The 26265-nt window shown below is 65.7% G+C and carries 24 protein-coding genes; 9 read left to right on the top strand and 15 right to left on the bottom strand.

Going from position 1 to position 26265, the window contains the following annotated elements; all coding sequences use genetic code 11:
* Positions 1–31: 31 nt before the first annotated feature.
* Positions 32–745 (top strand): DUF4166 domain-containing protein, encoded by a 714-nt coding sequence (locus ARTSIC4J27_RS07140; protein ID WP_050054521.1) that lies wholly within the window; start codon positions 32–34, stop codon positions 743–745.
* 2 nt (positions 746–747) lie between these two features.
* Here the strand turns inward: ARTSIC4J27_RS07140 and ARTSIC4J27_RS07135 are convergent, their stop codons facing one another.
* The 9 genes from ARTSIC4J27_RS07135 to ARTSIC4J27_RS07095 form a co-directional block, all read right to left on the bottom strand.
* On the bottom strand, positions 748–1815 hold the full coding sequence (locus ARTSIC4J27_RS07135) for a uroporphyrinogen decarboxylase/cobalamine-independent methonine synthase family protein (protein ID WP_050054520.1): 1068 nt from the start codon (positions 1813–1815) through the stop codon (positions 748–750).
* Entirely contained in the window at positions 1812–2219 is a 408-nt protein-coding gene (locus ARTSIC4J27_RS07130) for a chorismate mutase (RefSeq protein ID WP_050054519.1), read from the bottom strand. Before ARTSIC4J27_RS07130 ends, ARTSIC4J27_RS07135 begins: the two co-directional genes overlap by 4 nt.
* Positions 2220–2312: 93 nt before the next feature.
* Positions 2313–4028 (bottom strand): ABC transporter ATP-binding protein, encoded by a 1716-nt coding sequence (locus ARTSIC4J27_RS07125; RefSeq protein WP_050054518.1) that lies wholly within the window; start codon positions 4026–4028, stop codon positions 2313–2315.
* Positions 4025–5041, bottom strand: coding sequence for an ABC transporter permease (locus ARTSIC4J27_RS07120; RefSeq protein ID WP_050054517.1), 1017 nt, complete (start codon positions 5039–5041; stop codon positions 4025–4027). Before ARTSIC4J27_RS07120 ends, ARTSIC4J27_RS07125 begins: the two co-directional genes overlap by 4 nt.
* A 2-nt stretch (positions 5042–5043) precedes the next feature.
* On the bottom strand, positions 5044–6135 hold the full coding sequence (locus ARTSIC4J27_RS07115; protein ID WP_050054516.1) for an ABC transporter permease: 1092 nt from the start codon (positions 6133–6135) through the stop codon (positions 5044–5046).
* 123 nt (positions 6136–6258) lie between these two features.
* Entirely contained in the window at positions 6259–7890 is a 1632-nt protein-coding gene (locus tag ARTSIC4J27_RS07110; RefSeq protein WP_050054515.1) for an ABC transporter substrate-binding protein, read from the bottom strand.
* Between the two features lie 235 nt (positions 7891–8125).
* Positions 8126–9256: a tRNA 2-thiouridine(34) synthase MnmA gene (gene mnmA / locus ARTSIC4J27_RS07105; protein WP_050054514.1), complete on the bottom strand. Its 1131-nt coding sequence runs from the start codon at positions 9254–9256 to the stop codon at positions 8126–8128.
* A 138-nt stretch (positions 9257–9394) separates the two neighbouring features.
* Positions 9395–10624, bottom strand: a complete 1230-nt coding sequence (locus tag ARTSIC4J27_RS07100) for a cysteine desulfurase family protein (RefSeq protein ID WP_050054513.1) — start codon at positions 10622–10624, stop codon at positions 9395–9397.
* Between the two features lie 31 nt (positions 10625–10655).
* A complete protein-coding gene (locus ARTSIC4J27_RS07095) occupies positions 10656–11321 on the bottom strand; it encodes a helix-turn-helix transcriptional regulator (protein WP_152683803.1) in 666 nt (221 codons plus the stop codon).
* Positions 11322–11409: 88 nt separating this feature from the next.
* Here ARTSIC4J27_RS07095 and ARTSIC4J27_RS07090 point away from each other — a divergent pair, with 88 nt between their 5' ends.
* Positions 11410–11829, top strand: a complete 420-nt coding sequence (locus ARTSIC4J27_RS07090; protein WP_407681122.1) for a hypothetical protein — start codon at positions 11410–11412, stop codon at positions 11827–11829.
* Here the strand turns inward: ARTSIC4J27_RS07090 and ARTSIC4J27_RS07085 are convergent.
* Positions 11826–12524, bottom strand: a complete 699-nt coding sequence (locus ARTSIC4J27_RS07085; RefSeq protein WP_050054511.1) for a hypothetical protein — start codon at positions 12522–12524, stop codon at positions 11826–11828. The two genes, ARTSIC4J27_RS07090 and ARTSIC4J27_RS07085, sit on opposite strands and share 4 nt — an antisense overlap.
* Before the next feature lie 214 nt (positions 12525–12738).
* On the opposite strand from ARTSIC4J27_RS07085, the gene ARTSIC4J27_RS07080 reads away from it, so the two are divergent.
* The 4 genes from ARTSIC4J27_RS07080 to ARTSIC4J27_RS07065 all read left to right on the top strand — a co-directional run bounded on the left by ARTSIC4J27_RS07080 (position 12739) and on the right by ARTSIC4J27_RS07065 (position 15870).
* Positions 12739–13680, top strand: coding sequence for a J domain-containing protein (locus ARTSIC4J27_RS07080; protein ID WP_050054510.1), 942 nt, complete (start codon positions 12739–12741; stop codon positions 13678–13680).
* A gap of 23 nt (positions 13681–13703) precedes the next feature.
* Positions 13704–14171 carry a tRNA (cytidine(34)-2'-O)-methyltransferase gene (locus ARTSIC4J27_RS07075; protein ID WP_050054542.1) on the top strand — a complete coding sequence of 156 codons (468 nt, stop codon included), beginning with the start codon at positions 13704–13706 and terminating at the stop codon, positions 14169–14171.
* 261 nt (positions 14172–14432) lie between these two features.
* On the top strand, positions 14433–15023 hold the full coding sequence (gene sigK, locus ARTSIC4J27_RS07070) for an ECF RNA polymerase sigma factor SigK (protein ID WP_050054509.1): 591 nt from the start codon (positions 14433–14435) through the stop codon (positions 15021–15023).
* 1 nt (position 15024) lies between these two features.
* A complete protein-coding gene (locus ARTSIC4J27_RS07065; RefSeq protein WP_407681121.1) occupies positions 15025–15870 on the top strand; it encodes an anti-sigma factor in 846 nt (281 codons plus the stop codon).
* Between the two features lie 88 nt (positions 15871–15958).
* On the opposite strand, the gene ARTSIC4J27_RS07060 is transcribed toward ARTSIC4J27_RS07065, so the two are convergent.
* From ARTSIC4J27_RS07060 to ARTSIC4J27_RS07045, 4 genes are all read right to left on the bottom strand, one after another.
* Positions 15959–16735 (bottom strand): PIG-L deacetylase family protein, encoded by a 777-nt coding sequence (locus ARTSIC4J27_RS07060; RefSeq protein ID WP_050054540.1) that lies wholly within the window; start codon positions 16733–16735, stop codon positions 15959–15961.
* Positions 16736–16741: 6 nt separating this feature from the next.
* Positions 16742–17695 (bottom strand): electron transfer flavoprotein subunit alpha/FixB family protein, encoded by a 954-nt coding sequence (locus tag ARTSIC4J27_RS07055; protein WP_050054508.1) that lies wholly within the window; start codon positions 17693–17695, stop codon positions 16742–16744.
* Positions 17696–17709: 14 nt separating this feature from the next.
* Positions 17710–18510, bottom strand: coding sequence for an electron transfer flavoprotein subunit beta/FixA family protein (locus tag ARTSIC4J27_RS07050; RefSeq protein ID WP_050054507.1), 801 nt, complete (start codon positions 18508–18510; stop codon positions 17710–17712).
* A 255-nt stretch (positions 18511–18765) separates the two neighbouring features.
* Positions 18766–20418: a trypsin-like peptidase domain-containing protein gene (locus tag ARTSIC4J27_RS07045; protein WP_050054506.1), complete on the bottom strand. Its 1653-nt coding sequence runs from the start codon at positions 20416–20418 to the stop codon at positions 18766–18768.
* Between the two features lie 286 nt (positions 20419–20704).
* Here ARTSIC4J27_RS07045 and ARTSIC4J27_RS07040 point away from each other — a divergent pair, with 286 nt between their 5' ends.
* The 3 genes from ARTSIC4J27_RS07040 (at position 20705) to ARTSIC4J27_RS07030 (ending at position 25197) form a co-directional block, all read left to right on the top strand.
* Positions 20705–22753 (top strand): TPM domain-containing protein, encoded by a 2049-nt coding sequence (locus ARTSIC4J27_RS07040; protein ID WP_050054505.1) that lies wholly within the window; start codon positions 20705–20707, stop codon positions 22751–22753.
* 113 nt (positions 22754–22866) lie between these two features.
* Positions 22867–23658, top strand: a complete 792-nt coding sequence (locus tag ARTSIC4J27_RS07035; protein WP_050054504.1) for a PspA/IM30 family protein — start codon at positions 22867–22869, stop codon at positions 23656–23658.
* Between the two features lie 108 nt (positions 23659–23766).
* Entirely contained in the window at positions 23767–25197 is a 1431-nt protein-coding gene (locus ARTSIC4J27_RS07030; protein ID WP_050054503.1) for a cryptochrome/photolyase family protein, read from the top strand.
* Between the two features lie 40 nt (positions 25198–25237).
* Here the strand turns inward: ARTSIC4J27_RS07030 and ARTSIC4J27_RS07025 are convergent, their stop codons facing one another.
* Positions 25238–26170: a cytochrome b/b6 domain-containing protein gene (locus ARTSIC4J27_RS07025; protein ID WP_050054502.1), complete on the bottom strand. Its 933-nt coding sequence runs from the start codon at positions 26168–26170 to the stop codon at positions 25238–25240.
* Between the last annotated feature and the right edge of the window lie 95 nt (positions 26171–26265).

Genomic DNA, 26265 nt, shown 5'->3' with positions numbered 1-26265 from the left:
CTTCCCGTTCCCCTCACAAGGAGGTCCTTCTTTGAACAGTCCCATTTACCGGCAGGCCCTCGGAACGGACTACGACCGGCTCCAGCCCGAACTGCAGGAATACTTTGCCCTCGCACCGGGCTCGGGCACGTACGGCGTGGGCGAAGGGACCTTCGACGTGGTGGGCTGCCGGCAGGACTGGCTGCGCCCCCTCCTGCGGCTTACCGGCGGCGAGGAAGCGTTCTTTCCCGAGTACGGGGAGGACATTCCCTTCCGGATTGAGAACCACGCCCACCAGGATCCCTTCGGCCGCTCCAGCTTGACCGCCCGACGGGAAATCCGGTTTCCCGGCCGGACGCGGATCTTCCAGGACACCACCAGCCTCACCAACCGGAACGGTGCACCCCAGCTGGTTGACTATGTGGGCCGGTACCGGCGGCTGGTGACGGACTTGAACCTTAGCGTTACCGCAGAGGGGCGGCTGCGCGGCGTGTCCGAAGCATCGAGGCTGTTTCTCGGCCCCCTTCGCATTCCCCTTCCCGCCGCCCTGGATGCCAAGGCCTACGCGGAGCAGTGGTGGGACCCGGCGGGGGGCAGCAACGGCAAGCACCGCATCCAGGTCAAAGTGATCCAGCCACAGATCGGGCTGGTCCTGGTCTACGCCGGCAGCTTCGACTACAGGCTGCGCCCCTACACGGGCGGAAGCTCCGCCCAGAGCTTCCTGCCCCGCTACGCGCAGCCCGACCGCTGGGAAAACAGGGTCTGACCCTAGCCCTGCGCCAGCTGATTCAGACCGTCCGCAACCTGGGTAAGCCGGCCGAGGATCGCTGTGGCTTGTGCCGGGGTGCGGCCAGCAAGTCCCGACGAGGGGGTGAGCCGGATGGTGCTGATCCCTTCAGGGGACAGGCCCAGCTGCCGCCACGGGCGCCACACTGCGTCAACGCAGTCGGCCGCCCGGGGCAGGGACTCCCCTGCCACGTTCAGGGCACCAATCCACAGCCGCTTGCCTGCTTCCGCGGCTCCCGCCAGTTGCTCCCACTGGCGGGAAGTCAACGCCCGCAGCGGAACAGCAATACCGTCCGCTCCGGCGGCCAGGATCTGCTCGAACGGCGCCTCGATCTCGGGAACGGAGATCACGATTTCCGCAGCGCCCGCCGCCCGTAACGCGTCCAGCACCACACGCCAGGATTCGCGTGCTTCGGAGGACGGGACTGCCCGCAGGGTGCGGTAGCCGCTCGAGGTCGGGATGGTGCCGGCCAGCAAGGCTGCGATATCAGGCTCATCGATCTGGACCACCAGCCGGGCTCCGGGAACGGCCGCCGCCACCCGGGAAAGGTGCCGGCCCACGCCGGCCGCAAGCGAGGCGGCAAGGTCCCGCCGGGCACCATAGTCGATCAGGGCGCGCTCGCCGTTGTGCAGGTGAAGGCCGGCCGCCAGGCTGAGCGGCCCTACCAGCTGCACTTTGATCTCGGCAGCCGGCCTGTCCTCGGTACCGGCAACATCGGCGAGGACGTTGATATCAGTGGCAAGCGCGGAGGCGGCCCGCCGGAAGTCCTTGCCGGGCCGGTCCACGAGGCGCCAACCGTAGGGCTGGACGTCGACGGCGAGTTCTTCCAGCAGGGTGGCCGTCCGTCCCAGTGCGTCTGAACCGACGCCCCGGTCCGGCAGTTCGGCAAGGAACGGCAGGTGCGGGCTGCCCAGCTCACCGCGGATGATCTTGGCCGCTTCCACCGGGTCCTCCCCGGGCCAGGAGCCGAGGCCGGTGGCAGTTACCTCCCGCGGCGGTGCCGGAACCTCAGCGGGCCTGGAACCGGCGTCGTGCCGTTGCTCCGTCACGCGAGTGCTGATGCCTGCGGGTGCTGTCCGGAGGCGGCCTCGTGGTCTTCGGCGATCGCTTCATGATGCCGGATGACCTCACCGATGATGAAGTTCAGGAACTTTTCCGCGAACGCGGGGTCCAGGTGTGCGTCTTCGGCCAGCCTGCGGAGCCGGGCGATCTGTGCCGCTTCCCGGCCGGGGTCCCCGGCGGGGAGCCGGTGGGCGGCTTTGAGGAAACCCACCTTCTGGGTTGCCTTGAAGCGCTCGGCAAGGAGGTACACCAGCGTGGCGTCGATGTTGTCGATGCTGGAACGGATGGACAGCAGTTCAGCCATCACCGACTTGTCCACCTGGCCGGCCAGGGAGCTGGCTGAGGGATCGTAGTCATCGGAGTCGGGAGCGTGGAGGTTGTGCTGCGTCATGGTTCAAGTCTATGGGCAGCCGAAGGAATCAACCGGGTGTTAAGCGCCGGTGCCGGCATTGTGCCGGCACCGGCGTTCAGAGACAAGAAGTTCTCAGATACCCAGCAACGCCCGGTTTTCTTCCCGCCGCCTCGCCTGTTCCTGCGGATCGGGTACCGGCAGGGAAGCGATGAGCCGCCGGGTGTAGTCGTGCTGCGGATTACCCATCACCTGGCTGCCGATGCCCTGTTCCACCAGCCTGCCCTTGTACAGCACGCCCACCCACTGGGACAGGATGTCCACAACCGCCAGGTCGTGGCTGATGAACAGGCAGGCGAACCCGAACTCCTGCTGGATGTCCCTGAACAGCTCCAGGACCTTCGCCTGCACTGAGACGTCCAGGGCCGACGTCGGCTCGTCAGCTATCAGCAGGCGCGGGTTCAGGCTCAGGGCCCGTGCCAGCGAGGCCCGCTGGCGCTGCCCGCCGGAGAGTTCGTGCGGGTAGCGTCCTGCGTACGACGCCGGCAGCTGGACTGCCTCGAGCAGCTCACCAACGCGTTTGCGCGCCTGCGCCGGGCTCGGCCTGGTGTGGATCACCATGGGTTCGGCGATGCAGTCCCCGATGGTCAGTTGCGGGTTGAAGGAGGCGGCAGGGTCCTGGAACACAAAGCCGATGTCCTTCCGCAGCGGCTTGAAGGTCCGCTCCCGGAGGTTGAGCATCTCGTACCCCAGCACTTTGAGGCTGCCGCCCGTGGTCCTGTTCAGCCCCGCGATGGCCCGGCCGATGGTGGTCTTCCCGGAGCCGGATTCCCCCACGAGCCCGAAAACCTCGCCCCGGGACAGGGTGAAACTGACACGGTCCACGGCCTTGTACGCGGGAGTTCCCAGCCTGCCCGGGTATTCGATGGTCAGGTTGTTGGCTTCAACCAGGATTTCCTCCTCCTGGTGGGCCCGGCGGGTCAGGCCCTCAGAGGCTGAATTGTGCCCCAGGTGCGGCACCGCGGCGAGGAGCTTGCGCGTGTAGTCCTGACGCGGTTCGGCAAACAGCGTCCGGGCCGGTGCTTCCTCAACCACGTCCCCCTGGTACATCACCACCACACGGTCGGCGAGGTCCGCCACCACCCCCATGTTGTGCGTGATGAGCACTATGGATGTGCCGTATTTGTCGCGGAGGTCCCGGAGCAGCTCCAGGATCTCAGCCTGGACCGTGACATCCAGGGCGGTGGTGGGTTCGTCCGCGACGATCAGGCCCGGATTCAGTGCCAATGCCGCCGCGATGACCACCCGCTGCTTCTGGCCGCCGGAGAACTGGTGGGGGTAGTAATTGACGCGGTGTTCGGGATCGGGGATGCCCACTTTGCGCAGGGCTTCGATGGCGCGGGCCTTCGCATCCCTGGCAGATACCCTTTTTCCGCCGCCGCTGCCCGCATGGGCCCTGATGCCTTCGGCGATCTGCCAGCCCACGGTGAACACCGGATTCAATGCGGTGGACGGCTCCTGGAACACCATGGCAACGTCGCGGCCCCGGATCTGGCGCAGCCGCGCCGCACTGACGCTGATCACGTTGGCCCCATTAATCAGTACGGTCCCGGAGCTGATGGCGGTCTCGGGAAGCAGGCCCAGGATGGTTTTCGCGGTGACCGTTTTGCCGGAGCCCGACTCCCCCACAATCGCCAGTACTTCGCCTTTCCTGACCTCGAGGCTGACGTCCTTGACCGCATGGACATCGCCGGCGTCGGTGGCGAACGTGACCTTAAGGTGGTCGATGTCGAGGACGGGATGGCCGGCGCCGGCCTGCTGGTCCGGCGACGGGTTGCTGTTGACGCTCACGAATTCCTCACTTCTGCTTCGATGGCCGCTGTGCCCGCGGGAGCCGGGGCGCTGCCGCCGCCGGCGCGTTTGCGGCCGCGGAGCCGCGGATCGTTCAGGTCGTTGATGCTCTCGCCCACCAGGGTGAGCCCGAGGACCGTCCACACGATCGCCAGGCCGGGGAACAACCCGGTCCACCAGATCCCTGAGGTGGTGTCCGCAAGGGCCTTGTTGAGGTCGAAGCCCCATTCGGCGGCGGAGCTCGGTTCGATGCCGAATCCCAGAAAGCCCAGTGCGGCGAGGGTGAGGATGGCTTCGGACGCGTTGAGCGTAAAGATCAGCGGCAGCGTCCTGGTGGCGTTCCGGTAGATGTGCCGGGTGATGATGCGGAAGTCGGAGGCACCCACCACCTTTGCCGATTCCACAAAGGGTTCAGCTTTGAGCCGGATGGTTTCGGCCCGGATCACCCGGAAATACTGCGGGATGAAGACCACCGTGATGGACACGGCCGCTGCCATGATGCCGCCCAGGAGGCTTGACTGGCCGCCGCTGATGACAATGGCCATCACGATGGCCACGAGCAAAGAGGGGAACGCATAGATGGCATCCGCAACCACCACCAGCACCCGGTCCAGCCACCCGCCCAGGTAACCGCTCACCAGGCCGAGGATAACGCCCGCGAAGATGGACAGGACAACGGCCACCACAATGACCAGCAAGGCCGTCTGCGTCCCCCAGATCACGCGGGATAGAACGTCGTAACCACCCACGGTGGTACCCAGCAGGTGTTTCCCGCCGGGCGGCTGCTGCGTGGGGAAGCTGCCGTCCGCATCAGAGAGCTGGGCGAAGCCGTACGGCGCGATCAACGGGGCAAGGAGGGAAGTCAGCAGGAACAGGCCGGTCAGGATCAGTCCAATGACCAGCATCCCCCGCTGCAGGCCAACGCTTTTGTTGAAATGCGAGACCACCGGCAGACGGCGGAAGAACGGTGCGCGCGGATTGGCCACGGGCGCGGGAACATCAGGAGTGCTCATGGTCAGTACCTCACGCGGGGATCGATCAGCGCGGCAATGATGTCCACGATGAAGTTGGTCATGGCAACGATGACCGCCAGGAGCACCACGATGCCCTGGACAGCCACGAAGTCCCGGGCAGTGAGATACGTGGCCAGCTGGAACCCCAGCCCCTTCCATTCGAAGGTCTTCTCCGTCAACACCGCACCGCCGAGCATCACGGCGATCTGCAGGCCCATGACGGTAATGATGGGGATCAGCGCCGGCTTGTAGGCGTGTTTGGTCACCAGCCGGAACTCACTCACGCCGCGGGACCGGCCCGCCTCCACGTAGTCCCTGCCCAGGGTGCCGATGACGTTGGTCCGGACGAGGCGCAGGAAAATGCCTGCCGTCAGGAGCCCCAGCGCAACGGCGGGCAGGACGGCGTGGGCCATGACGTCGCCGAGGGCTGCCATGTTTCCGCTGCGGAGGGCATCCAGCCAATAGATTCCGGTGGGCGCCTGCAGTGAGGTCAGCGCCAATTCGCTGGAGGTTTTCGCCCTGCCGGCAACGGGCAGCCAGCCGAGCCACACCGAGAACGTCAGCTTGAGCAGCAGGCCCGCGAAGAACACGGGGGTGGCGTAGCAGAGGATGGCGAAGATCCGCAGGACGGCGTCGGGAAGGTGGTCCCGGCGGTGGGCCGCCAGCATGCCCAGGGGTATCCCGACGAGCAGCGCCACTATCAGTGCGTTGATGCTGAGTTCCAGGGTGGCCGAGCCGTAGGTGGTGAGCATCTCGGTCACCCTGCGGTTATCCGAGAGCGTGGTGCCGAAGTTCCCGGTGGCCAGCTGGCCGAGGTATTCGAGGTACTGCACAAAGAGGGGCCTGTCATAGCCGGCCGCATGGATCCGCTCCTGCAGCTGCTCCGGCGGGAGGCGCCCGCCCATGGCCGCCGTAATCGGATCCCCGGTGATCCGCATCAGGAAAAACACCATGGTGACCAGGATGAAAATCGTGGGAAAGATCAGGAGGAACCGGATAAGGATATATTGGCCGAGCCCTCCGCCGGAGGATTTCTTTTTGGCCGGCAGCAATCCGTCCGCATCCGCGGGCGGTGTTTCAATCAAAGTGGTCATGGATTACCTAAAATTTTGGTGCCCCAGGCCAGCTGTCCCCCGATGCTGGCCGATAGCCGGCAACGAGGCGGGACGCACATGGCGTCCCGCCTCTGCCGCCGCCAGGGCCGGTTGATGTGGGGGCTACTTGGAGATAACACCCAGACGGGTCTTGAAGGACGCGTCCAAGGTTGTCTCCACACCCTTCACGTCTGCCCCGGCCACCAGGACCTGCGCACCCTGCAGGAGCGGCAGCGTCGAGAGGTCCTTGGCCACGGCTTCCTGCGTCTCGCCCAGGATCTTCACGCGTTCGTCCTTATCCACTGTGGTCAGCTGCTTCTGGATCAGCGACGCCACGTTGGGATTGTCGTAGTGGTTCTTCAGGAAGTTGTTGGGCACGAAGAACGGAGTGAGGTAGTTGTCCGGATCGGAATAGTCCGGGAACCAGCCCAGCTGGTACACCGGGTAGGCATCCGCGGTGCGGTCCTTGGAGTAGGTCACCCATTCGGTGGACTGCAGGTCCACGGTGAACAGCCCGGATTTCTCCAGCTGTTCCTTGATCATGGCGTATTCGTCGCCGGACGAGCTGCCGTAGTGGTCGGGGTTGTACTGGAGCTTGAGGTTGACCGGAGCCGTCACACCGGCGTCGGCAAAGACCTTCTTGGCCTTGTCCAGGCTAGGCTTGCCGCCCTCGCCGTACAGGTCCTTGAGCGGCTGCTCCGCCCCCAGGAAGCCATCAGGAACCACCGAGTACGCGGGAAGGTACGTTCCCTTGTAGACCTGGGTGGCGATGGCATCGCGGTCAACAATGTTGGCCATCGCCTGGCGGACGGCCAGGGCCTTGGCGGGATCAGCCTCGGGCGTCTTGGCGCCAAAAGGCATGGTGTCGAAGTTGAAGACGATGTAGCGCAGTTCCCCGCCCGGCCCCTTGTGGACCTTGACCTTGGAGTCCTTCTCAAGGTCCGCCACGTCGGTGGCCGTCAGCGACCGGCCGGCAACGTCGATGTTGCCCTGCTGGACATCGAGCTTCAGGTTGTTGGCATCGGCGTAGTACTTGATGTTGGCACCGTCGTTGGCCGGCTTGCCCAGCAGGCCCTGGTAGTCCGGGTTGGGCTTGAGGCTGACGAGTTCGTTCTTTTTGTAGCTTTCAATGCTGTAGGGCCCGGCGAACGGTTTGCCCTTGACGATGTCGTCGTCCGACATGACCTTGTCGGCGGGGAACACTTCTTCGTCCACGATCGGGCCGCAGTTGGAGGCAAGGACTCCGGGGAAGACCTGGTCGTTGGCGGCCTTGAGGTTGAAGACAACGGTGGAATCGTCCGTTGCCTCCACCGACTCCAGGTTCGCGAACAGCGAGGAGGGACCATTGGGGTCGGCGATCTTGACCACGCGGTCGATCGAGAACTTAACGTCCGAGGACGTGAGGGCGTGTCCGTTGGCGAATTTCAGGCCGGGCTTGAGCTTGACGGTGTACTCGGTGGGAGCCGTGAAGGAAGCGGATTCCGCGATGTCCGGTGATGCGTCCGCACTTCCGGGCTTGGCATTGAGCAGGAACGGGTACACCTGGTTCATCACCAGGAAGGAACCGGCGTCGTAGGAGCCGGCCGGATCGAGGGTGACCACTTTGTCAGTCGTTCCGAAGGTGATGGCGCCGCCCGCCGCGTCGCCGGTTGAGGTTCCGCCACCGCCTGAGGGGCCCGTGCAGGCTGTCAGTGCGAGCGCGGAAATGCCTGCCAGCGCGATAGCGCCGTGCAGTGCTTTGATGCTCTTGGTCATCTGTGAACTTTCTGTTCGATGAGTTCGCGCCCGCCTGCCTTTGTGTGGATACCTGGGGCCAGGCGGGAACGCTGTGCTGATGCCTAAATTCAATCAGAGAGTCAACCCTCAGGGCGGACCATTTTGTGAGTTGAGACACAAAATTTACCTGATTGATCCGGGGCTCTCAGTTGTCGGGGGATCAACGAACAAAACCGCCCCGGCAGGACCGGGGCGGTGATGGATTTTTTCTGGCTTAGAGCGCCGCGCGCTGCAGGGAGCGGGCGGCGTCGATGGTCGCCTGGCCCAGGACCCTGCTGCCCTGGTAGAGGACAACAGTCTGGCCTGGCGCGACGCCGCGCAGCGGGTTGGTCAAGGTCACCACCAGCTGGCCGGCGCCGTCCGATCCGCTGGGTTCCATCCGGGCCGTCGCGGGAACGGGGTCGCCATGTGCACGGACCTGCGCGTAGCAATCGAAGTCCTCGCCTGTGTCTACCTCGCCGATGGGCAGCCCGGCCCAGGACACCTTGATGCCGCGGATTTCATCAATCGCGAGCAGCGCCTCCGGTCCCACCACCACTTTGTTTTCCTTGGGCCGGATTTCCAGGACGAAGCGCGGCTTTCCGTCGGCGGCCGGCGTGCCAAGCTTCAGCCCGCGCCGCTGGCCCACGGTGAAGGCGTTGGCACCGGGGTGCTCCCCCACTTTCGCGCCGGTTTCGTCCACGATGTCACCGGTGGCCATGTCGATTTTCTCGGCGAGCCAGCCGGCGGTGTCGCCGTCGGGGATGAAGCAGATGTCGTGGCTGTCGGGCTTGTTGGCCACAGAGAGGCCGCGCCGCTCAGCCTCTGCCCGCACCTCGGCCTTGGAGGGCGTATCAGCCAGCGGGAACATGGAGTGCTTGAGCTGCTCGTGGGTCAGGACGCCCAGGACGTAGCTCTGGTCCTTCGCCCAGTCGGCGGCGCGGTGGAGTTCGCGGTTGCCGTCAGCGTCTTCGATGACCTTGGCGTAGTGCCCTGTGCAGACGGCGTCGAAGCCCAGTGCAATGGCCTTTTCCAGGAGCGCGGCGAACTTAATCCGTTCATTGCACCGCATGCAGGGGTTGGGTGTGCGGCCCGCGGCATATTCGTCGATGAAGTCCTGGACGACGTCTTCCTTGAAGCGCTCGGAGAAGTCCCACACATAGTAAGGAATGCCCAGGACGTCGCAGGCGCGCCAGGCGTCGCGGGAGTCTTCGATGGTGCAGCAGCCGCGGCTTCCGGTGCGGAGCGTGCCGGGCATGCGGGACAGCGCCAGGTGGACGCCGACGACGTCGTGTCCCGCCTCGACGGCGCGGGCGGCGGCAACGGCGGAATCAACGCCGCCGCTCATGGCTGCAAGAACTCGCATGGTTGCTTTCTGTTGGGTGGTTCCGGCTTGTGGCCGGTGCTGGGTGCCGTGCTGGCTGAAGGCGCTGCCGCGGAGACGGTCAGTCTCCGTCGAAGCGATCTTCGCCTATCTATTCTACGGCCTGCCGCAAGGGCGGTTTCAGCGGCCGCCCAAGCCCTGCCGGGCTACGGTGCCGGCGGTCTGGATGGAGGATTCGTGGCCTGCCATGCCGGCCTGCCGGGCCCTGGCGTAAGCACCCGGAAGGGCGGCCAGCAAAGCGTCGACGTCCTCATCCTTCGAGGAATGGCCCAGGGTGAAGCGCTGGGCGCCGCGCGCTGTTTCCTCGTCCAGCCCCATGGCAAGCAGCACGTGGGAGGGCCGGGGCACACCCGCGGTACAGGCCGATCCCGTGGACGATTCCACTCCGGCAAGATCCAGCAGGAAGAGCAGGGAGTCCCCTTCACAGCCCGGGAAGGTGAAGTGCGCATTGCCGGGAAGGCGGCCGTTCCCGGGTGCCCCGCGCAGGACGGCTTCGGGCACCCGCTCCCGCACGCCGTCGACGAGCCGGTCGCGGAGGGCGGCGATCCGGGCCGACTCGGTACCAAGACCGGCAACTGCATTCTCAGCGGCCGCAGCAAAGGCGGCGATCGAGGCGGTGTCCAGGGTGCCCGAGCGGACGTCGCGTTCCTGCCCGCCACCGTGCTGGACCGGGGTGAGTTTCACCGACCGCCCCAGCAGCAGGGCACCTACCCCCACGGGTCCGCCGATCTTGTGTCCGGAGATGGACATGGCATCCAGTCCGGATGCCTTAAAATCCACCGGCACTGAACCGAAGGCCTGCACGGCGTCGGAGTGGACGGGAACGCCCGCGGCGTGCGCCAGTTCCACAACGCGGTGGATGGGCTGGATGGTCCCCACCTCGTTGTTGGCCCACATGACGGTGACCAGCGCGATGGAATCCGGGTCACGGGCAAGTTCAGTTTCCAGGACTGCCAGGTCCACTGCCCCCTCGCTGTCCACGGGGAGCCAGGTGACGTCGGCCCCTTCGTGCCTTTCAAGCCACTCCACGGTGTCCATCACGGCATGGTGTTCGACGGCGGAACAAAGGATGCGCCACCGCGCCGGCTTTTCGCCCGCGCGGGACCAGAACAGTCCCTTGACCGCGAGGTTGTCCGACTCGGTGCCGCCGGAGGTGAAGATCACTTCCGAAGGGTGCGCCCCTGCCGCTGCAGCGAGCGCCTCGCGGGCGTCTTCCACCGCCCGCCGGGCGCGCCGGCCCGAACCGTGAAGGGAAGAGGGATTGCCGGTGCGGGCAAGTTCACGCGTCAGGACAGCCAGCGCCTCCGGGGAAAGAGGGGTGGTGGCAGCATGATCGAGGTAAACGGACACCCTGCAATTCTAGCCGCCATGCCCCTGCCGTTCAGGCGGACGGCGTGATCCTGGCGCAGCAGTGGCCGGGCACATCGGCAGGCACCACCCGACCGCCGGACGCTTCCAGGCGGGCCGCCGCCCCCTGAAGGAACGCCCCGTTCATGGCGCACACCACCCCCGGATGTTTGTCGGACAGCCGATGGAACGGGCAGTTCGGCAGGAGGAAACCGCCGTCGCCGTCCGGTTGGGGCCGGTAGCCGGCCTGGACAAGGAAGTCCTGAAGTGTCTCCGCCGCCTCCGCCATGGCGTTCCCCACCCGCCACGACTCCGACGGCAGTGTGTCCTCGATGGGTTCCCCCGCGCTGGTGGATTTTTCAATGGCGGCGGCCATCAATTCCCCGGCGAGGTCGTAGTTCCGGTCCGGCACGGAGGCCCCGATTTCGCCGGCAACGGGACGGTACATCTTGGCAGGGCGGCCCGAGCCGGGGCCGGCTTTCCCTGGCGGCTTGTGGAACTCGACCGCGAGCAGGCCGTCTTGCACCAGGCGGTCCAAATGGAACGAGACGGTACTGCGGGGAAGACCGGTGCGCTGTGCAACGTCGTCGCGGCCCACCGCCCCGGGCGACGATGCCACGAGTTCAAAGAGCTGGCGGCGCTTTTCATCGCCGAGCGAGGCGAGTGCTGCCATGCGGTCCGCCCAGGGAAGTCTGGCCATTACTCCACCAATCCAAAGTCAAGATGTATTGATTATAGACCTCCAGGGTTTCTAAAATAGAAAAACCTACTTTTAGAAGGAGTCAGTTGTGAAAACCACATCAGCACTGCGCGCCAACACCGCCACCATGGAACCGGCCAGGCAGGCCTTCCTGTTGTTGCGGACTGTTTTCACGGTCGCGCCCATCATCTTCGGGCTCGATAAGTTCACGAACATCCTGGCGGACTGGACCATCTACCTTGCACCGCAGGCAACGGCGCTGGTGGCCTTGCCTGCCCAGACGTTGATGTACGTGGTGGGGGTGGTGGAAGTCCTCGCCGGCATCACTGTTGCCGTCCGGCCCAGGTTCGGCTCGCTCCTCGTGGCAGCATGGCTCGCCGGCATCATCGTCAACCTCCTGCTCCTCGGAAGCTTCTTCGACGTTGCCCTGCGTGATTTCGGATTGCTCGTCGCTGCCCTCGCGCTGAACCGGCTCTCGCAGCGGACCGCCCGGCCGTCCGGGATCTAGGCCGAAGGAGGCAGGACCGGCAGGAACCGCACAGCGTCTGCCCGCGCCGCGGCCAGGGCAGACGCATCCGGGCATGAGACAGAAACGTAGACCGACGATCCGGACCTGCCAAAGAGCCTTGCCATGACCGCAGTGGCCCGGGCTCCTGGCGCCGCCGCCTCTTCCAGGACCAGCACCTCCAGCGTGTGGCCAGGGGTGGACTCGTCACCACCCCACCGCAGCGTGGCCGGTTTCAGGTACCCGGGCAGGATGGTGGGATCCAGGTATTGGAAGAGCGCCACCGTTGACTCCCGGTCATCAGCGCGCGCCAGCACCGCCTGGTTGGTCCGGACCTTGGCAGCCACGAGGCACCCGTCCGCTTTGAGGTACTGGCTTTCGCCAGCCACATTGTCCTTGACCATCTTCCAGCCTGGAGCGTCCTTCAGCCCGTCCGAGATGCCCACGGGAACTCCCTCGGCGAGGATGCCACCGGACGCGAAAGGCAGGTCCTGTGCGGCCACAGCCTCGGCATCGTGGCCGGGGGTGATGGTGGGGGTGGCAAGTACCGGGGCAGTTTCCGCAGGTTGGGCTGCCGACGGGTCGGGAACACCAACGCTGCAGCCAACGGTCATCACGGAGGCGAGAACTGCTGCCGCCAGCGGCAACCGTCCCAGGCCGATCCTGCCGGCCGGTGCCGCCGTCGTCCGCTGATCCATGTCCGCCCCCACTGTGTTCCCTGACCCGCTGTTGCTGCCTGCATTCTCTGTCTTCCGCCGCCGGAGCAGCCTTCACGAGTCTAAACTCCGCCGGATCCTGCCGGTGCCGGGAACCCCAAGCCCGGGCACGGACGTTGTCAGAACAAGGGCCGATAAGCTGGCCCTACAGGGCTGCCCGCCGTGGACCGGCCGTTTCAACACGAAGGATGAGTGCTTGACCGAGAGCAGCTCCCACTACCAGGTGCTTCGCGTGGCAGTCACCGCCACCGAAAAAGAGATCAAGGTGGCCTACCGCCGGGCCGCCCGACTGGCCCACCCCGATCACGGCGGGGATCCTGCCGCTTTCCGCCGCGTCACGAGCGCCTATGAAACCCTGATCGACCCGCAGCGCAGGAAAGCGTACGACCGCTCCTATGCTGCAGGTACAGCCAATGGAACCGACGGCGAGCCGCACTTTGATGCGCCGCCAGCGGGCAGCAGGGCTTCGGCCACGGTGCACAAGACCGCCGGCGCCCGGAACACTGCGGGTGACCCGCCGGTTTACGTCCCGCCCTACACCCCGGGAGCGGACGGCGGCGTGCCCCTGATTCCGTTGGCGCAGGCCAGCCAGCAGGTCCACGGGATGCCGCGGAAGCGCGGCATTTTCGGGGCCGAAGCACGGATCCAGCGGGAAATGCGCACGGTCCAGCTCCTGACGCGGCAGGTACTGCCGGCCATTCCGGCAGCGCGACTGATCAATGGACTCGAGTCGCCGGCCGACAACAGCCACATCGACCACGCGGTGCTGTCCGGATACCGCCTGGCGCTCATCGGCTCCATGCTGCTGCCGAAGGGTGCCTACGCCTGGGACGGCAGGACCCTTAACCACGGCGGGCGCTCGATTGCCCCGCCGCAGCTGGCGCACGTGGTGCGTGCCATGCAGGACATCTTCCCCGAGCTGAACGTCACCGGCTGGACGGTGGTGCTGAGCCCGGGCGGGAACCTGCACGAACCGGTGATCGACAACCACCGCCGGTCCCCGGGGGCCCTGGAGAGCGTCCGGATCGTCAACGCGGCAGGTCTGGTGCGGGGCGTCAAGGAGTTCCTGGCGTCAGGACCGGCCCCCAACACGGTTAACGTCCCGGTGCTGGCCCGGCTGCTGCGCGGCATGCACTGACCCGCGTTGACTAGGATGGGATGGTGTTCCGCATCCTCTTCCATGAACCCGAAATCCCCGGCAATACCGGCAACGCCATCAGGCTGGCAGCCATTACCGGTGCCGAGCTGCACCTGGTGGAGCCCCTGGGGTTCGACTTCTCGGACGCGAAGCTTCGCCGCGCCGGCCTGGATTACCATGACCTCGCCGTCGTCACCGTGCACGCCAACATCGAGGATGCCTGGCAGCATCTGCAGCCCGAGCGTGTTTATGCCTTCACCTCAGACGGAGCAGCCAGTTACACGGACATCGCCTACCGGCCCGGTGACGTCCTGATGTTCGGGCGGGAATCGGTGGGCCTGCCGCCGGAGATGAAGACGGACCCTCACGTCACCACAACCGTGCGGCTGCCCATGCTGCCTGCACTGCGCTCGCTGAATCTGGCCAATGCTGCCTCCATCGCCGTTTACGAGGCCTGGCGCCAGCAGGGTTTCGCGGGCGCGAAGCTCTAGGACGCACCTGGTCCAGGCCGGTTAGGGGCGCGGCCCTCTCCCGGCCTGGACCACCCAAAGCCAGCCCCGCCAGGCTTCGCCGAAATTTTTTCCGCCCCGCCCCATCCGCATCCCCAACTGTGCCGAATCCCTCCTGAGAACAGTCCATTAGCGATCAAGGAGCGGCAGGTGACACTTCTCCGGGCAGGTTCCAGGACCAGCCGGGGCATCCCCGGCAGCACGGCTGAGGATTCACCTCCGGGAGACTTATGCTTGGTAGTAATGGATACTCCCGATGCTCCCGCGGTCACCGACACGCCGGCTGAGCTCAGTCAACGGCTCGCAGTCCTCTTGGGACAAATTTCCCAGGGCGACCGGACGGCGTTTGCAGAGTTTTACCGGCTGACATCCCGCCGGGTGTACGGCATGGCCCGCAGGGTCCTGATTGATGCTGAGCTCAGCGAGGACACCACCCAGGAAGTTTTCCTGCAGGTCTGGCAAAACGCGGCCAAGTTCGACCCCGCCGCCGGAAGCCCGCTCTCCTGGCTGATGACCATTTCCCACCGGCGCGCCGTGGACAGGGTCAGGTCAGCGCAGTCCGCCACGGACCGCGAAGCCCGCTACGGGGCCAGCACCCAGGACATCGACCACGACACGGTTTCGGACGAAGTGGGGAGCAGACTTGAAGCCGAGGCTGTGGTCCGGTGCCTGGCTACCCTGACCGAAACGCAACAGGAATCGGTCCGCCTTGCCTACTACGGCGGGCTCACTTACCGGGAAGTTGCCGAACGGCTGAACGCTGCAGTACCCACCATTAAGTCCCGCATCCGCGACGGACTGATCCGCTTGAAGACCTGCCTGGGGGTGAGTTGAAATGACAGACATGAACGATGGACGGGCCGGCCGTTCCGGCGCCTTTGGCGATACCGTCTCCGCTGACCTCGCTTCCGGCCGCGCCATCGACCTGGCCGAACTGTATGCGCTTGATGCAGTAACGGACGAGGAACGCCGTGCCATTGAGGAGTACATTTCAGCGGCTCCGGCAGCGGAGCGGGCTTCCTTCCTGGAACGTGTCCGCCAGTCCAGGGAAACGCTCACCCGGTCATTCAGGGTGGAGGAGGAGCCGCCGGCCGATCTTTTCGACCGGATCGTCGCCCAACTGCCGGCCCAGTTGCCGGCACAACTGCCGGTCCAGCCGGAGTCCCGGGGGCCCGCGCAGGGGGTTCCCGCCGATGAACTGGCCAGGGCACGGGAGCGCCGGGAGGAGCGGCGGCGTCCTGCCGGCACCCGCCGCTGGCTGGCGGGGATCGCGGCCGCAGCAGCGATCGCCCTGGGCGGTGTCGGCGTCGGGTCCTACATCGCCGACCAGAATGATCCCCTGAACCAGGTGGTCCGCGCCGATGATGTCCGCGAAGCCTCAGTACCCGTGGCCGCAGGCGGCACGGCAACGGTCCTGGTCTCTTCCTCCAAGGACGCGCTGGTGGTCAAGATGAACGGTGTCCCTGCCCCGCCCGAAGGCAAGGTCTACCAGATGTGGCTGATCCCAAGGGACGGCTCTGCACCGGTTTCCCAAGGCTTGATGGACGCGGAGGCGTTGTCCAAGCCTGCGGTGGTGGAGGGCATCGCCTCTGCTGCGGCGCTCGGGATCACCGTCGAGCCCGTCGGCGGATCCACCTCGCCTACGCTGCCCACCGTCGCTGCCGCTCCGCTGGGCGCGTAGCAGCACGATCCCGCTGAGCACAGCAAACAGCAAACGTCCCGTGATCATCCTGAAGGATGGTCACGGGACGTTTTTTGTGCCGTCCGGCTCAGAAACCGGCGATGGTTCCCGGCCCGTTGACGGCTACTACGTGGAAGGCTTCGGCACTGTGTCCTGCAGGCAAGCCGGCACGTTCGGCGTTGACGTGCATGCCCCGGCGCACTGCTGCTTCCATCGCGTCTACATCGGGATGCTGGCTGACGTGGACGTGGATCGCCTTCAGCTTGGCCTCCACATGGGGCGTCACGTCAACAAAGTGGTTCTCCCGCTCATCAGGCCCCGCGTACAGCCACAACCAGGGGAGCTTGTACGCCGCCAGCCCGGCTTCGGCAAGTTCGGGGTAGGCGAAGGGGTTTTCCAGCGCGGGGTAAACCGCCCGGGTTACGGCCTCCCCCACCGCCAGGTGGTCAGGGTGGCTTTTCTGGATGCGGCGCCAGTTCCGTTCCGGATGCATGGCCAGTACGACGTCGGGACGCAGTTCGCGGATGAGCTTCACCACGCCGCGCATCACCTCATGCGAGGCCTCGAGGTAGCCGTCGCGCTGGTGGAGGTAATGGATGTCGGATACGCCCACCAGCTCCGCCGCGCGCCGCTGCTCGGCGTCGCGCATGGCGATGATGTTGGCGCGGTGGGCGGGATCGAAGCCGCCGGCGTCGCCGTCGGTCATGATGCAGTAGCTGACCTGCACACCCGCCGCCGTCCACGCTGCAATGGTGCCGGCAGCGCCGAAGTCGATGTCGTCCGGGTGGGCCGCAAAACAGAGCACCCGTCCAATCCGGTCCGTGGCCGGATTGAACGGGCTCTGTGCCTGGCTGGCTGAGGCAATCAATAATCAGCCTTTGCGCTTCTTGATCTCAGCCGTGGCCTGCGGGAGGACGTCGAAGAGGTCGCCGACGATGCCGAAGTCCGCAATCTCGAAAACGGGAGATTCGGCGTCCTTATTCACCGCCACAATGACCTTTGCGGTCTGCATGCCGGCCTTCTGCTGGATGGCGCCGGAGATGCCTGCCGAGATGTAGAGCTGCGGGGACACGGTCTTGCCTGTCTGGCCCACCTGCGCATCGTGGCTGATCCAGCCGGCGTCGGTAGCTGCACGTGATGCTCCCACTGCCGCTCCGAGGGCATCGGCGAGTTCCTCCACGGGGCCGAAGTCCCCGTCCAGGCCGCGGCCGCCAGCCACCACGATGCGGGCATCGGTGAGGTCCGGGCGGCCGCTGGCAACCTTCTGCTCGCGGGCCGTGATCCGGGCAGCTGCTGCGGTGCTGCCGGCCGGAACCTCAACGGTGACGGTTTCCGGCGTGCCGGGCGCGGCAGCCGGCTCGGGAACCACATTGTTGGCCTTGACCGTCAGCACCGAAACGGGGGTGCTGGCCTTGCAGGCTGTGTTGTAGGAACCGGCGAGGACAGACTTGTGTGCCGTGCCGTCCGCATCCACGCTGACAACGTCGGTGATGACGCCGGCGTTGAGGCGGATGCCGAGCCGGGCGGCGATTTCCTTGCCCTCCGGCGAGTTGTCCAGCAGGACGATGCTGGCCCCGGTCTGCTCTGCCGCGGCTGCGAGGTACGCGGCCTTGGGTGCCACGAGGTAATCGTTCAGGTCCTCGGCGGAGGGGCGCAGGACAGTGCTGACGCCGTATTCCGCGAACCTGGCCGAGACGTCGCCCTGCAGTTCGCCGTTGAGGGCCACGGCGCTCTCGCCAAGGGAACGGGCGAGGGTCAGCAGCTCAAGGTTGCTCTTCTTCAGCGCGTTGCCGGGGTTGTCAATAAATACAAGTACTTTTGCCATGTCGGTGATCCCTCTTAGAGCAGCTTCTGGGCGGCCAGGAAGTCAACCAGCTTGATGCCGGCGTCGCCTTCGTCGGTGATGATGGTGCCGGCGGTGCGCGGCGGCCGCTCCTCCGCATTGATGACGGTGGTCCAGGAACCTGAGTGCCCCACCTGCGCGGCGTCCAGTCCGACGTCGGCGAGGGACAGGGTGGTGATGCTCTTGCGCTTGGCGGCGATGATGCCCTTGAAGTTGGGATACCGGGGCTCGTTGATCTGGTCCGTCACGGACACCACTGCAGGCAGGGGGGCTTCCACCGTTTCGGACGTTGTGTCCGCGTCCCGGCGTGCCACCAGCCGTCCGCCGTCCACGTCCAGCGAGGAGGCGAAGGTGACCTGGGGCAGGCCAAGGCGCTCGGCCAGCTGCGCGGGCACCAGGGAGGTTTCGCCGTCGGTGGAGGCCATGCCGGTGATGATCAGGTCCACGGGTCCGTCCTGGCCAAGGCGCCGGACAGCGGCAGCCAGTGCGAGTGACGTCGCTGCGGCGTCGGATCCCGCCAGGGCTTCGTCCGTCAGGTGGACGCCCTCGGTGGCGCCCATCTGCAGGGACTTCTTCACGGCGTTGACGGCACCGGCAGGTCCCATGCTCAGCGCGATGACCTGGTTGCCGGCCTTGCTGCCGCCACGTGCCTCGGCCAGCTGCAGTGCGGCCTCCAGCGCGTATTCGTCCAGCTCGGACAGGATGCTTTCGTCACGGTCCGTTGTGTAGCGCTCCCCGTTGAGGTGACGGTCGAACTGGGCGTCCGGTACATGCTTGACCAGGACGATGATCTTCAATGTCTTCTCCACTGTATCGACAGCAGCCTTCCATGCTTGTGGACAGCCAGCCGGGTAGGGTCATGGCCGCGGGATGCCCGGCGTACGGGTAGCTCCTAGCTAACCACATCGACGCTGGGCTCCGCCCGCTTCCATTACGCCAGTGTCGGCACTTTACGACGCCGGCAGGAACGTTCGACGGCGGTGCCCCCACTTGAAGCGGGGAACACCGCCGTCGAACCTTCCTTACGCTGCTGCGGCCGCGAGGTGCCGATGCTAGCTTGCGGTGCCGAGCGTAACGTCGAAGGTTTGTTCCGCGCCGTTGCGCTGGACCGTGATCTTGACCTTGGAACCGGCGGGCTGCTCCCGCACGGCCGCCGTCAGCTGCTCAGGCTCACCGATGGCAAGATCGTTGAATTTCGTGATGACGTCACCCACCCTGATCCCTGCCTGCCCGGCTGCGGAGCTTGCCTCCACGGTGGCTACCTCCGCCCCAACCGAGAATTCGGAGGCGGCGCTGGAGGCGGTCTTCTTCTTGACGCTGACGCCGAGCTGGCCGTGTGACGCCTTGCCGGTGTCGATAATTTCCTGGGCCACCCGCTTGGCGTGGTTGATGGGGATGCTGAAGCCTACGCCGATGTTGCCGCTGGACGAGGATGACGACCCGGAGCCGGCGGAGGCAATGGCCACATTGACGCCGATGATCTCGCCGCTGCTGTTCACCAGGGCACCGCCGGAGTTGCCCGGGTTGATGGCGGCGTCCGTCTGGATCACGTTGATCGAAATTTCGCCCTGGCCGGTGGTCTGCTGGCTCTGGCCGCCGCCCGGCGGGGCGAACTGGAAGCCGCCTTCGTCGTCGCCCTCCGCGTTGTCGCCTTCTTCGGGGGCGGCGGCGGAGGCAACGCTGATGGTCCTGTTGAGAGTGGAGACGATACCGTCCGTGACGGTGCCGGTGAGGCCCAGCGGGGAACCAATGGCAATCGCCGTGTCCCCTACATTGAGCTTGCCGGAGTCACCAAGGGTGGCGGGGGTGAGGCCGGAACTATTGTCCACCTTGATGACTGCGAGGTCGGACAACGGATCCGTGCCCACCAGCTTAGCGCCCAGCACCCTTCCCTCGCTGGTGCGGACTTCGAGGGACGCGTTGGCTGTCTGGCCGTCCAGGGTGACCACGTGGGTGTTGGTGAGGATGTGTCCCTCGTCGTCCAGGACGATGCCGGAACCGGTACCCCCGGCGCCGCCGCTGGTAGCGCTGATGGTTACCACGCTGGGCGAGGCCTTTACGGCCGCAGCGGTAATGGCGTTGACATTGTCCTTGTTGTTGACGATGACCGTGCCCGGCTGGCTGTTGCTGCTGGTGGTGGCATTGGAGCCGGCATTATCGAACAGTTCGCTGGAGCCAACGGTGGCGACTCCCCCGCCCACCAGGCCGGCGGCGAGGATGCTGGCCACCAGGGTGCCGACGCCGAACGATGCCTTCCTGCGGGGGGCATCCTTGGGGTTCGGGGCCAGGCCCACAGGAGCGCCGGCCGCTGTGTGCTGGCCATAGTAGCCAGGGCCGTGCGGTGCGGGCGCTCCATCGTTCCCGTGGGACTGTCCATACACCGGCCCGCCGGCCCGGTCGCCGCCCTGCCCGCCCGGGGCGTTCTGTCCATAGAACGGCTGGCGCTGCGGATAGGGCTGGCGCTGGGGATACGCCGGACGTGTCCCGGGCAGTTCCTGGGTGGGGTTCTCCGGTTCAAGCCTTTCCGTGGGGTACTGGCGTGGGCCGGGTGCTGCACTTGCCCCGGCGGTGTCCGAAGCTTCCGGGTTATCCGCACCATGAACCTCAGGATTGTGCCCGGGCTGGGCGGACTGCTGCTGCCACGGATCCTGCCGGCCCGGACCGCGGTTCTCGGGAGCAGCGCCGGGGCTCTGGTTCTCAGTCATGGGACTTCCTTTCATCCTCGTCTGCATTAACTATGGACTCCCTCCCTGTGTCTGGCTCGGATGTTTGCTGAGAGCTTGCTGAATCCCGTTGTTCCGCGGTTTTCCGGCGCCGGGCACCGTTTCGCTGGTGGCATATTCAGCTCAATGGACGGGCTGTGGGGTGCACCATAGAATCAAGATGATTGCCACAGCGACCTGCGGCTTTACACACTGCGTGGGGGCGCTGCTGCATTCTGAGACGACCGGTTCGTCCCGAATCGGTGTCAGGCGTGCTGAAGGGTTGCACATGCGGTCAAAGTTCAAACGTATTCTCGCCGTGATCGGCCTTACCGGGTTGCTGGCGGTGCCCGCCGGCGCTGCCTGGGCCGAGGATCCGGTCCCGATCCCATCCGGCCAGAACGTAGTAGATAACGCGAACGTACTTGGAAGCCGCAAGGGCGAAGTCCAGGAAGCAATTCAAAAGCTCCTGAAGGACGACAAATACAATCTCTACGTCGTGACTGTGGACAGGTTCACCAACCCGACCGTCCCGGCAGAGTGGGCCGCCGCCGTCGCGACGAAAAAGGGCATGGGCAGGTCCGACGCCATCCTCGCGATAGCCAAAGATGACGGCAAATTCAGCTTTGTCCTGAACTCGGCCAGCCCCATCAAATCCAAGCAGGGCGCCATCAGCCAAAACGCGGTTACGGCCAACCTGGCCGGGGGAAACCCCGATTTCGCCCAAGCAGCAATTGACACGGCAGCAGCGATCGGTGATGCCGCCCGCGGAGGAAGCGGAGATGTGCCTTCCGGTGACGGAGCCGGAGCGGCTGTTCTGGTGGGCACGGGTGTAGTGGCTGCCGGTGGCGCTGGCGCCTACCTGTACTTCCGTAACCGGCGGAAGAAGGCTGCCGCAGCCCAGTCATCCAGCGCAAGCTACGGCCCGCAGGGCGGCGAGGTGGACCCGCTCGCGTCCCTCAGCGTGGAGGAACTGAGACGCAAGAGCGGTTCGCTGCTCATCGAAGCGGACGACGCCATCAAGTCCAGCGAACAGGAGCTGATGTTCGCCCAGGCACAGTACGGTGATTCCGCCGTCGGCAATTTCACCAAGGCCCTGGACGAAGCCAAGGCCCACATGACGGAGTCGTTCAAGCTGCAACAGCAGCTGGACGACCACATTCCGGATACCGAAGAGCAGCAGCGCACCTGGCTGGGCGAGATCATCCGCCGCTCCGAGGCCGCACTGGCCTCGCTCCAGGAGCAGAAGGCAGACTTCGATTCCCTGCGCGAACTGGAGAAGAACGCACCGCAGGCACTGGCACGCGTCAATGCCGGCGCCCGTGAAGCGGACGCTAAGATCTCCAGCGCAGAGGCCTCCCTGACCGCCCTGCGTGCCAAGTATGCCGAGACTGCCCTTGCCCAGGTTTCGGACAACATCCTGCAGGCCAAGGAGCGCCTCGCTTTCGTCCAGAACGCCTCAGTCACCGCTGAGCAGAAGCTGGGTGAGGGCGAAGGAAGCATGGCGGCAGTCGCTGTTAGGGCAGCGGAAGAGAGCCTGCACCAGACGAACGTGCTCCTGGATGCCATTTCCAAGGTGTCGTCGAGCCTTGACGAGGCCCGCAACGGCCTTGAGTCCGCGGTGGTGGACACCTCCCAGGACCTTGCCCAGGCTCGTGCCATGATCCAGTCCGGCGCCCATCCCGAGCTGGCGGGCCCGGTGGCCGGCGTGGAAGCGACGCTCGCCCAGGTCAAGTCAGACATCCAGGGCGGGAAGATCGATCCGATCGCAACCCTGCAGCGGGTGGAAACCGCCCACCAGTCCCTTGACCAGGCCCTAAGCGGAATCCGCGACCAGCAGGAGCAGTCACGCCGGGCGCAAGCGTCGCTGCAGCAGACCATTATGTCCGCCCAGGCCCAAATCAGCGCCACCTCCGACTACATCACCGCCCGGCGCGGCGGTGTGGGAACCGAGGCCCGTACCAGGTTGGCGGAGTCCCAGCGGAACCTGGACTACGCGCTGTCCATCGCGCGCACCGATCCCGTCACAGCCTTGACCTACGCGCAACAGGCGCACGCCCTCGCTGCCCAGGCAGCGCAGCTGGCGCAAGCCGACGTTGACCACTTCGACGGCTACGCCAACCAGGGCTACGGCCGCGGCGGAATGTTCGGTGGAGGCGGCGGAGGCGGACTCGGCGGCGCCATCCTGGGCGGCATCCTGATCAACTCCATCCTCAACGGCGGCGGTGGCGGAGGTTGGGGCGGCGGCCACAGCGACGGCGGCGGCTGGGGTGGCGGTGGCGGTGGCGGCGATTTTGGTGGCGGTGACTTCGGCGGAGGCGACTCCGGAAGTTTCTAACGGACCTGCGTAGCCATACCCGGCCAAACCCAACGGCTTAAGAACCACACAAGCAACACACAACTGTTCACTGATTTCAGTGGTCATCACAGAGCAGGACGAAAGGTAGCACCATGGTTAAACAGTCCATTTTCGGCCGTATCGCACAGCTGGCAAAGGCGAACATCAACACCTTGCTGGACAACGCTGAGGACCCGCAGAAAATGCTGGACCAGATGGTCCGGGACTACACCAACAACATCGCTGAGGCCGAGTCCGCCGTGGCCCAGACCATCGGCAACCTCCGGATGCTCGAGGACGACTACAACGAGGACGTCAAGAACTCCCGCGACTGGGGCAACAAGGCACTGGCCGCATCCCGCAAGGCGGACGAGTACCGAGCCAACGGCAACGTGTCCGACGCCGAGAAGTTCGACAACCTGGCCAAGGTGGCACTGCAGCGCCAGATGTCGGCCGAGAACGAGGCCAAGGGCGCTGAGCCTGCCATCGCGTCCCAGCGTGAAGTGGTGGACAAGCTCAAGACCGGCCTGGACCAGATGAAGGGCAAGCTCAACCAGCTGACCAGCAAGCGCAACGAACTGGTGGCCCGGTCCAAGACCGCCGCGGCCCAGTCCCAGGTGCACGATGCGATCAAGAGCATCGACATCATGGATCCCACCAGCGAGGTGGGCCGCTTCGAAGAGAAGATCCGCCGCGAAGAGGCCCGGGTCCGCGGGCAGCAGGAACTCACCGAGTCCAGCCTGGACGCGCAGTTCAACCAGCTGGAGGACCTGGGCGAGCAGGTGGAGATCGAGGCACGCCTGGCGGCCCTGAAGTCCGGCGGAAGCGCAAAGCCGGCCATCGGCTCGGGCAACACTGCTGGCGCTGAGTCCACCGTGAATGAAGCCGATTTCGACAAGCTCTGACAGCCTCGCAGGACGTCCCCGCCGAGGATACCGGGGAGACTGAGGACCGATGAAAGGCCGGGGCCGCCGCCCCGGCCTTTCTGGTTCCCGTATGTGTAGCGTTGGGTCATGGTTTCCTCCCACCCCACGTCCCTCGTCTGGCTGCGCGATGACCTCCGCCTGGACGACAACCCTGCACTGTCCGAAGCGGCAGCCCTTGGCCTGCCCCTGACCGTGGTCTACGTCCTGGACGAAGAGTCCGACGGCGTGCGGCCACTGGGCGGAGCAACCCGGTGGTGGCTGCATCATTCCCTGACGGCACTCGCCTCAGCCCTGGAAGCCAACGGTTCCCGCCTGCTCCTTCGCCGCGGACCGGCGGCAGGTGTCATCCAGGCCCTTGCGGACGAGACCGGGGCGGCCCATCTGTTCTGGAACCGGCGTTACGGACTGCCGGAGCGGACGGTGGATGCCGCCGTCAAGGAGCAGGCCGGCAAGAACGGCATGGAGGCTTCAAGCTTCCAGGCGAATCTTCTGTTCGAACCCTGGACGGTCCGCACCGGAGCCGGCGGCCCCTACAAGGTCTTTACGCCCTTCTGGCGCGCATGCCTTGCCGGCGCTGACGTCCGCGAGCCCCTGGAACCGCCCCGGCAGCTGCCGCCGCCCGCCGCCGCGAAAGATGGAGGCCTGCCCCGAAGCGAAGAGCTGGACAGCTGGGACCTTCGGCCGCACTCCCCCGACTGGAGCGGAGGCCTGTCCGAAACGTGGGAGCCGGGTGAGCAAGGCGCCAGGCACCGCCTTGAGGACTTCTTGGACGGGCCGGCCGAGGACTACGGGACCGGGCGTAATGTGCCCGGAGTGGAGGGCACCAGCCGACTCTCCCCCCACCTGCGCTTCGGGGAAATCAGTCCCTTCCGGGTGTGGCGGGAGATCCGGCGGCACTTCCCGCACAAGGTACCGGCCGACGTCGGGATTTTCCGTTCCGAACTGGGCTGGCGGGAGTTCTGCTGGCACCTCCTGTACACCAATCCGCAACTGGCCACCCGCAACTACCGGCCGGAGTTTGACCGGTTCCAGTGGCAGGCGCTGAACACCAATGAGCTGAAGGCCTGGCAGCAGGGCCGGACCGGGTACCCGTTCGTTGATGCCGGCATGCGGCAGCTGTGGCAGACGGGCTGGATGCACAACCGGGTCCGGATGGCGGCTGCGTCATTCCTGGTCAAGAATCTTCTGGCGGACTGGCGGATCGGCGAGGAGTGGTTCTGGGACACGCTGGTTGATGCGGACGCCGCCAGCAACCCGGCCAACTGGCAGTGGGTGGCGGGGTCCGGTGCGGACGCCTCCCCGTACTACCGGATCTTCAATCCGGTGACCCAGAGCAAGAAGTTCGATTCAGCCGGGCGCTACCTGCGGCAGTTCATTCCGGAACTGGCAGGCCTCGACGGGAAGGCCATCCACGAACCATGGAAAGCCGGAGACGCGGCTGGCTACCCCGAACCGCTGGTGGGGCTGCCGGAGTCCCGGGAGCGTGCCCTGGAAGCATACGCGAAACTCAAGGACTGACCTGTGGTCGATAAACCCGTGAGGGCGTAGTGTGCCCACCTTAGCGGCTGACCTTGCCCATCAAAGAGGCAATAGGCCGCAGGAAGATCGGACGGGCCAGGAACCACGCAGCCACCATGACCACTACCGAGGCGAGGAATACCCAGAACCCAAACCAGCCGTCGTCGTCCCGTACGCCGTACATGTGGTTGAGGTTGCGCAGCGCCCCGGTGGCGAGCACCAGGAAGACGTGGACCACAATGAAGGCGACAAAGTAGATCATCACCGGGAAGTGGACGGCGCGGGCCCATTCAATGGGGAAAGCCTTGTTGAGGCCGGCCGCCTTCTTGGGCCACGCCGAGGACATGCGCAGGCCGGTGATGAAGGACAGCGGCGCGGCGATGAACACCGTCGCGAAGTACGCCAGCAGCTGGAGCGCGTTGTAGTTGATCCAGCCGTTCTCCGTGGGCCAGTCCAGCGACGCGTACTGAAGCGCCGCCGAGAGCGCGTTGGGGAACACATCCCAGCTGGTGGGGACGATCCGCATCCACTGACCGGTGGCGAACAGGAGGACGGCGAACACCAGGCCGTTCAGGATCCACAGGGCATCCAGCGTGAGGTGGAACCACAGCTCAAGACTGATCTTGGTGGGCGGGTTCCTGGTCTTGATGAAGCCCTTGTTGTTCCGGGTCCAGTGGCCGCTGGGACGCGTGGTGGTCCGCACCTGCCAGCCGGTCCGGATGATGAGCAGCAGGAAGAACGCGTTCAGGAAATGCTGCCACGCCAGCCAGGCGGGAAATCCTTCCGGCGCCCCTGCCGGAAGCTCCGAGTGCCCGGGGTAGTCGGCAACGAAGGAAGCGACGGCCGGCAGCCCCACCAGCCACTTGGCAATCAGCACCACCAGGACCAGCGCCACGAGGACGGCGGGCACACCCCAATAGAGACGGGACCGCTTGCCCGCAACAGTGCCGGGCTTCTTCGTGGGTGTGGACATCGAGCAACATTCCTCTCGAGAATGACGTGGTGCTCACGATCTGTGAGGCTCTGCGAAAGAGAATACTAGGAACTGCCGGCAATCAAGGAAAAAAG

Source organism: Pseudarthrobacter siccitolerans (assembly GCF_001046895.1).
Classification (GTDB): Bacteria; Actinomycetota; Actinomycetes; order Actinomycetales; family Micrococcaceae; genus Arthrobacter; species Arthrobacter siccitolerans.
This window is presented reverse-complemented; position numbering and strand designations above follow the sequence as displayed.

Excerpts from the sequence above, each read along its gene's own strand:
- ARTSIC4J27_RS07130 (WP_050054519.1), bottom strand. The coding sequence starts at position 2,219 with ATGACGCAGCACAACCTCCACGCTCCCGACTCCGATGACTACGATCCC.
- ARTSIC4J27_RS07120 (WP_050054517.1), bottom strand. The coding sequence starts at position 5,041 with ATGAGCACTCCTGATGTTCCCGCGCCCGTGGCCAATCCGCGCGCACCG.
- ARTSIC4J27_RS07115 (WP_050054516.1), bottom strand. The coding sequence starts at position 6,135 with ATGACCACTTTGATTGAAACACCGCCCGCGGATGCGGACGGATTGCTG.
- ARTSIC4J27_RS07110 (WP_050054515.1), bottom strand. The coding sequence starts at position 7,890 with ATGACCAAGAGCATCAAAGCACTGCACGGCGCTATCGCGCTGGCAGGC.
- mnmA (WP_050054514.1), bottom strand. The coding sequence starts at position 9,256 with ATGCGAGTTCTTGCAGCCATGAGCGGCGGCGTTGATTCCGCCGTTGCC.
- ARTSIC4J27_RS07095 (WP_152683803.1), bottom strand. The coding sequence starts at position 11,321 with ATGGCCAGACTTCCCTGGGCGGACCGCATGGCAGCACTCGCCTCGCTC.
- ARTSIC4J27_RS07085 (WP_050054511.1), bottom strand. The coding sequence starts at position 12,524 with ATGGATCAGCGGACGACGGCGGCACCGGCCGGCAGGATCGGCCTGGGA.
- sigK (WP_050054509.1), top strand. The coding sequence starts at position 14,433 with ATGGATACTCCCGATGCTCCCGCGGTCACCGACACGCCGGCTGAGCTC.
- ARTSIC4J27_RS07065 (WP_407681121.1), top strand. The coding sequence starts at position 15,025 with ATGACAGACATGAACGATGGACGGGCCGGCCGTTCCGGCGCCTTTGGC.
- ARTSIC4J27_RS07055 (WP_050054508.1), bottom strand. The coding sequence starts at position 17,695 with ATGGCAAAAGTACTTGTATTTATTGACAACCCCGGCAACGCGCTGAAG.
- ARTSIC4J27_RS07045 (WP_050054506.1), bottom strand. The coding sequence starts at position 20,418 with ATGACTGAGAACCAGAGCCCCGGCGCTGCTCCCGAGAACCGCGGTCCG.
- ARTSIC4J27_RS07040 (WP_050054505.1), top strand. The coding sequence starts at position 20,705 with ATGCGGTCAAAGTTCAAACGTATTCTCGCCGTGATCGGCCTTACCGGG.
- ARTSIC4J27_RS07035 (WP_050054504.1), top strand. The coding sequence starts at position 22,867 with ATGGTTAAACAGTCCATTTTCGGCCGTATCGCACAGCTGGCAAAGGCG.
- ARTSIC4J27_RS07030 (WP_050054503.1), top strand. The coding sequence starts at position 23,767 with ATGGTTTCCTCCCACCCCACGTCCCTCGTCTGGCTGCGCGATGACCTC.
- ARTSIC4J27_RS07025 (WP_050054502.1), bottom strand. The coding sequence starts at position 26,170 with ATGTCCACACCCACGAAGAAGCCCGGCACTGTTGCGGGCAAGCGGTCC.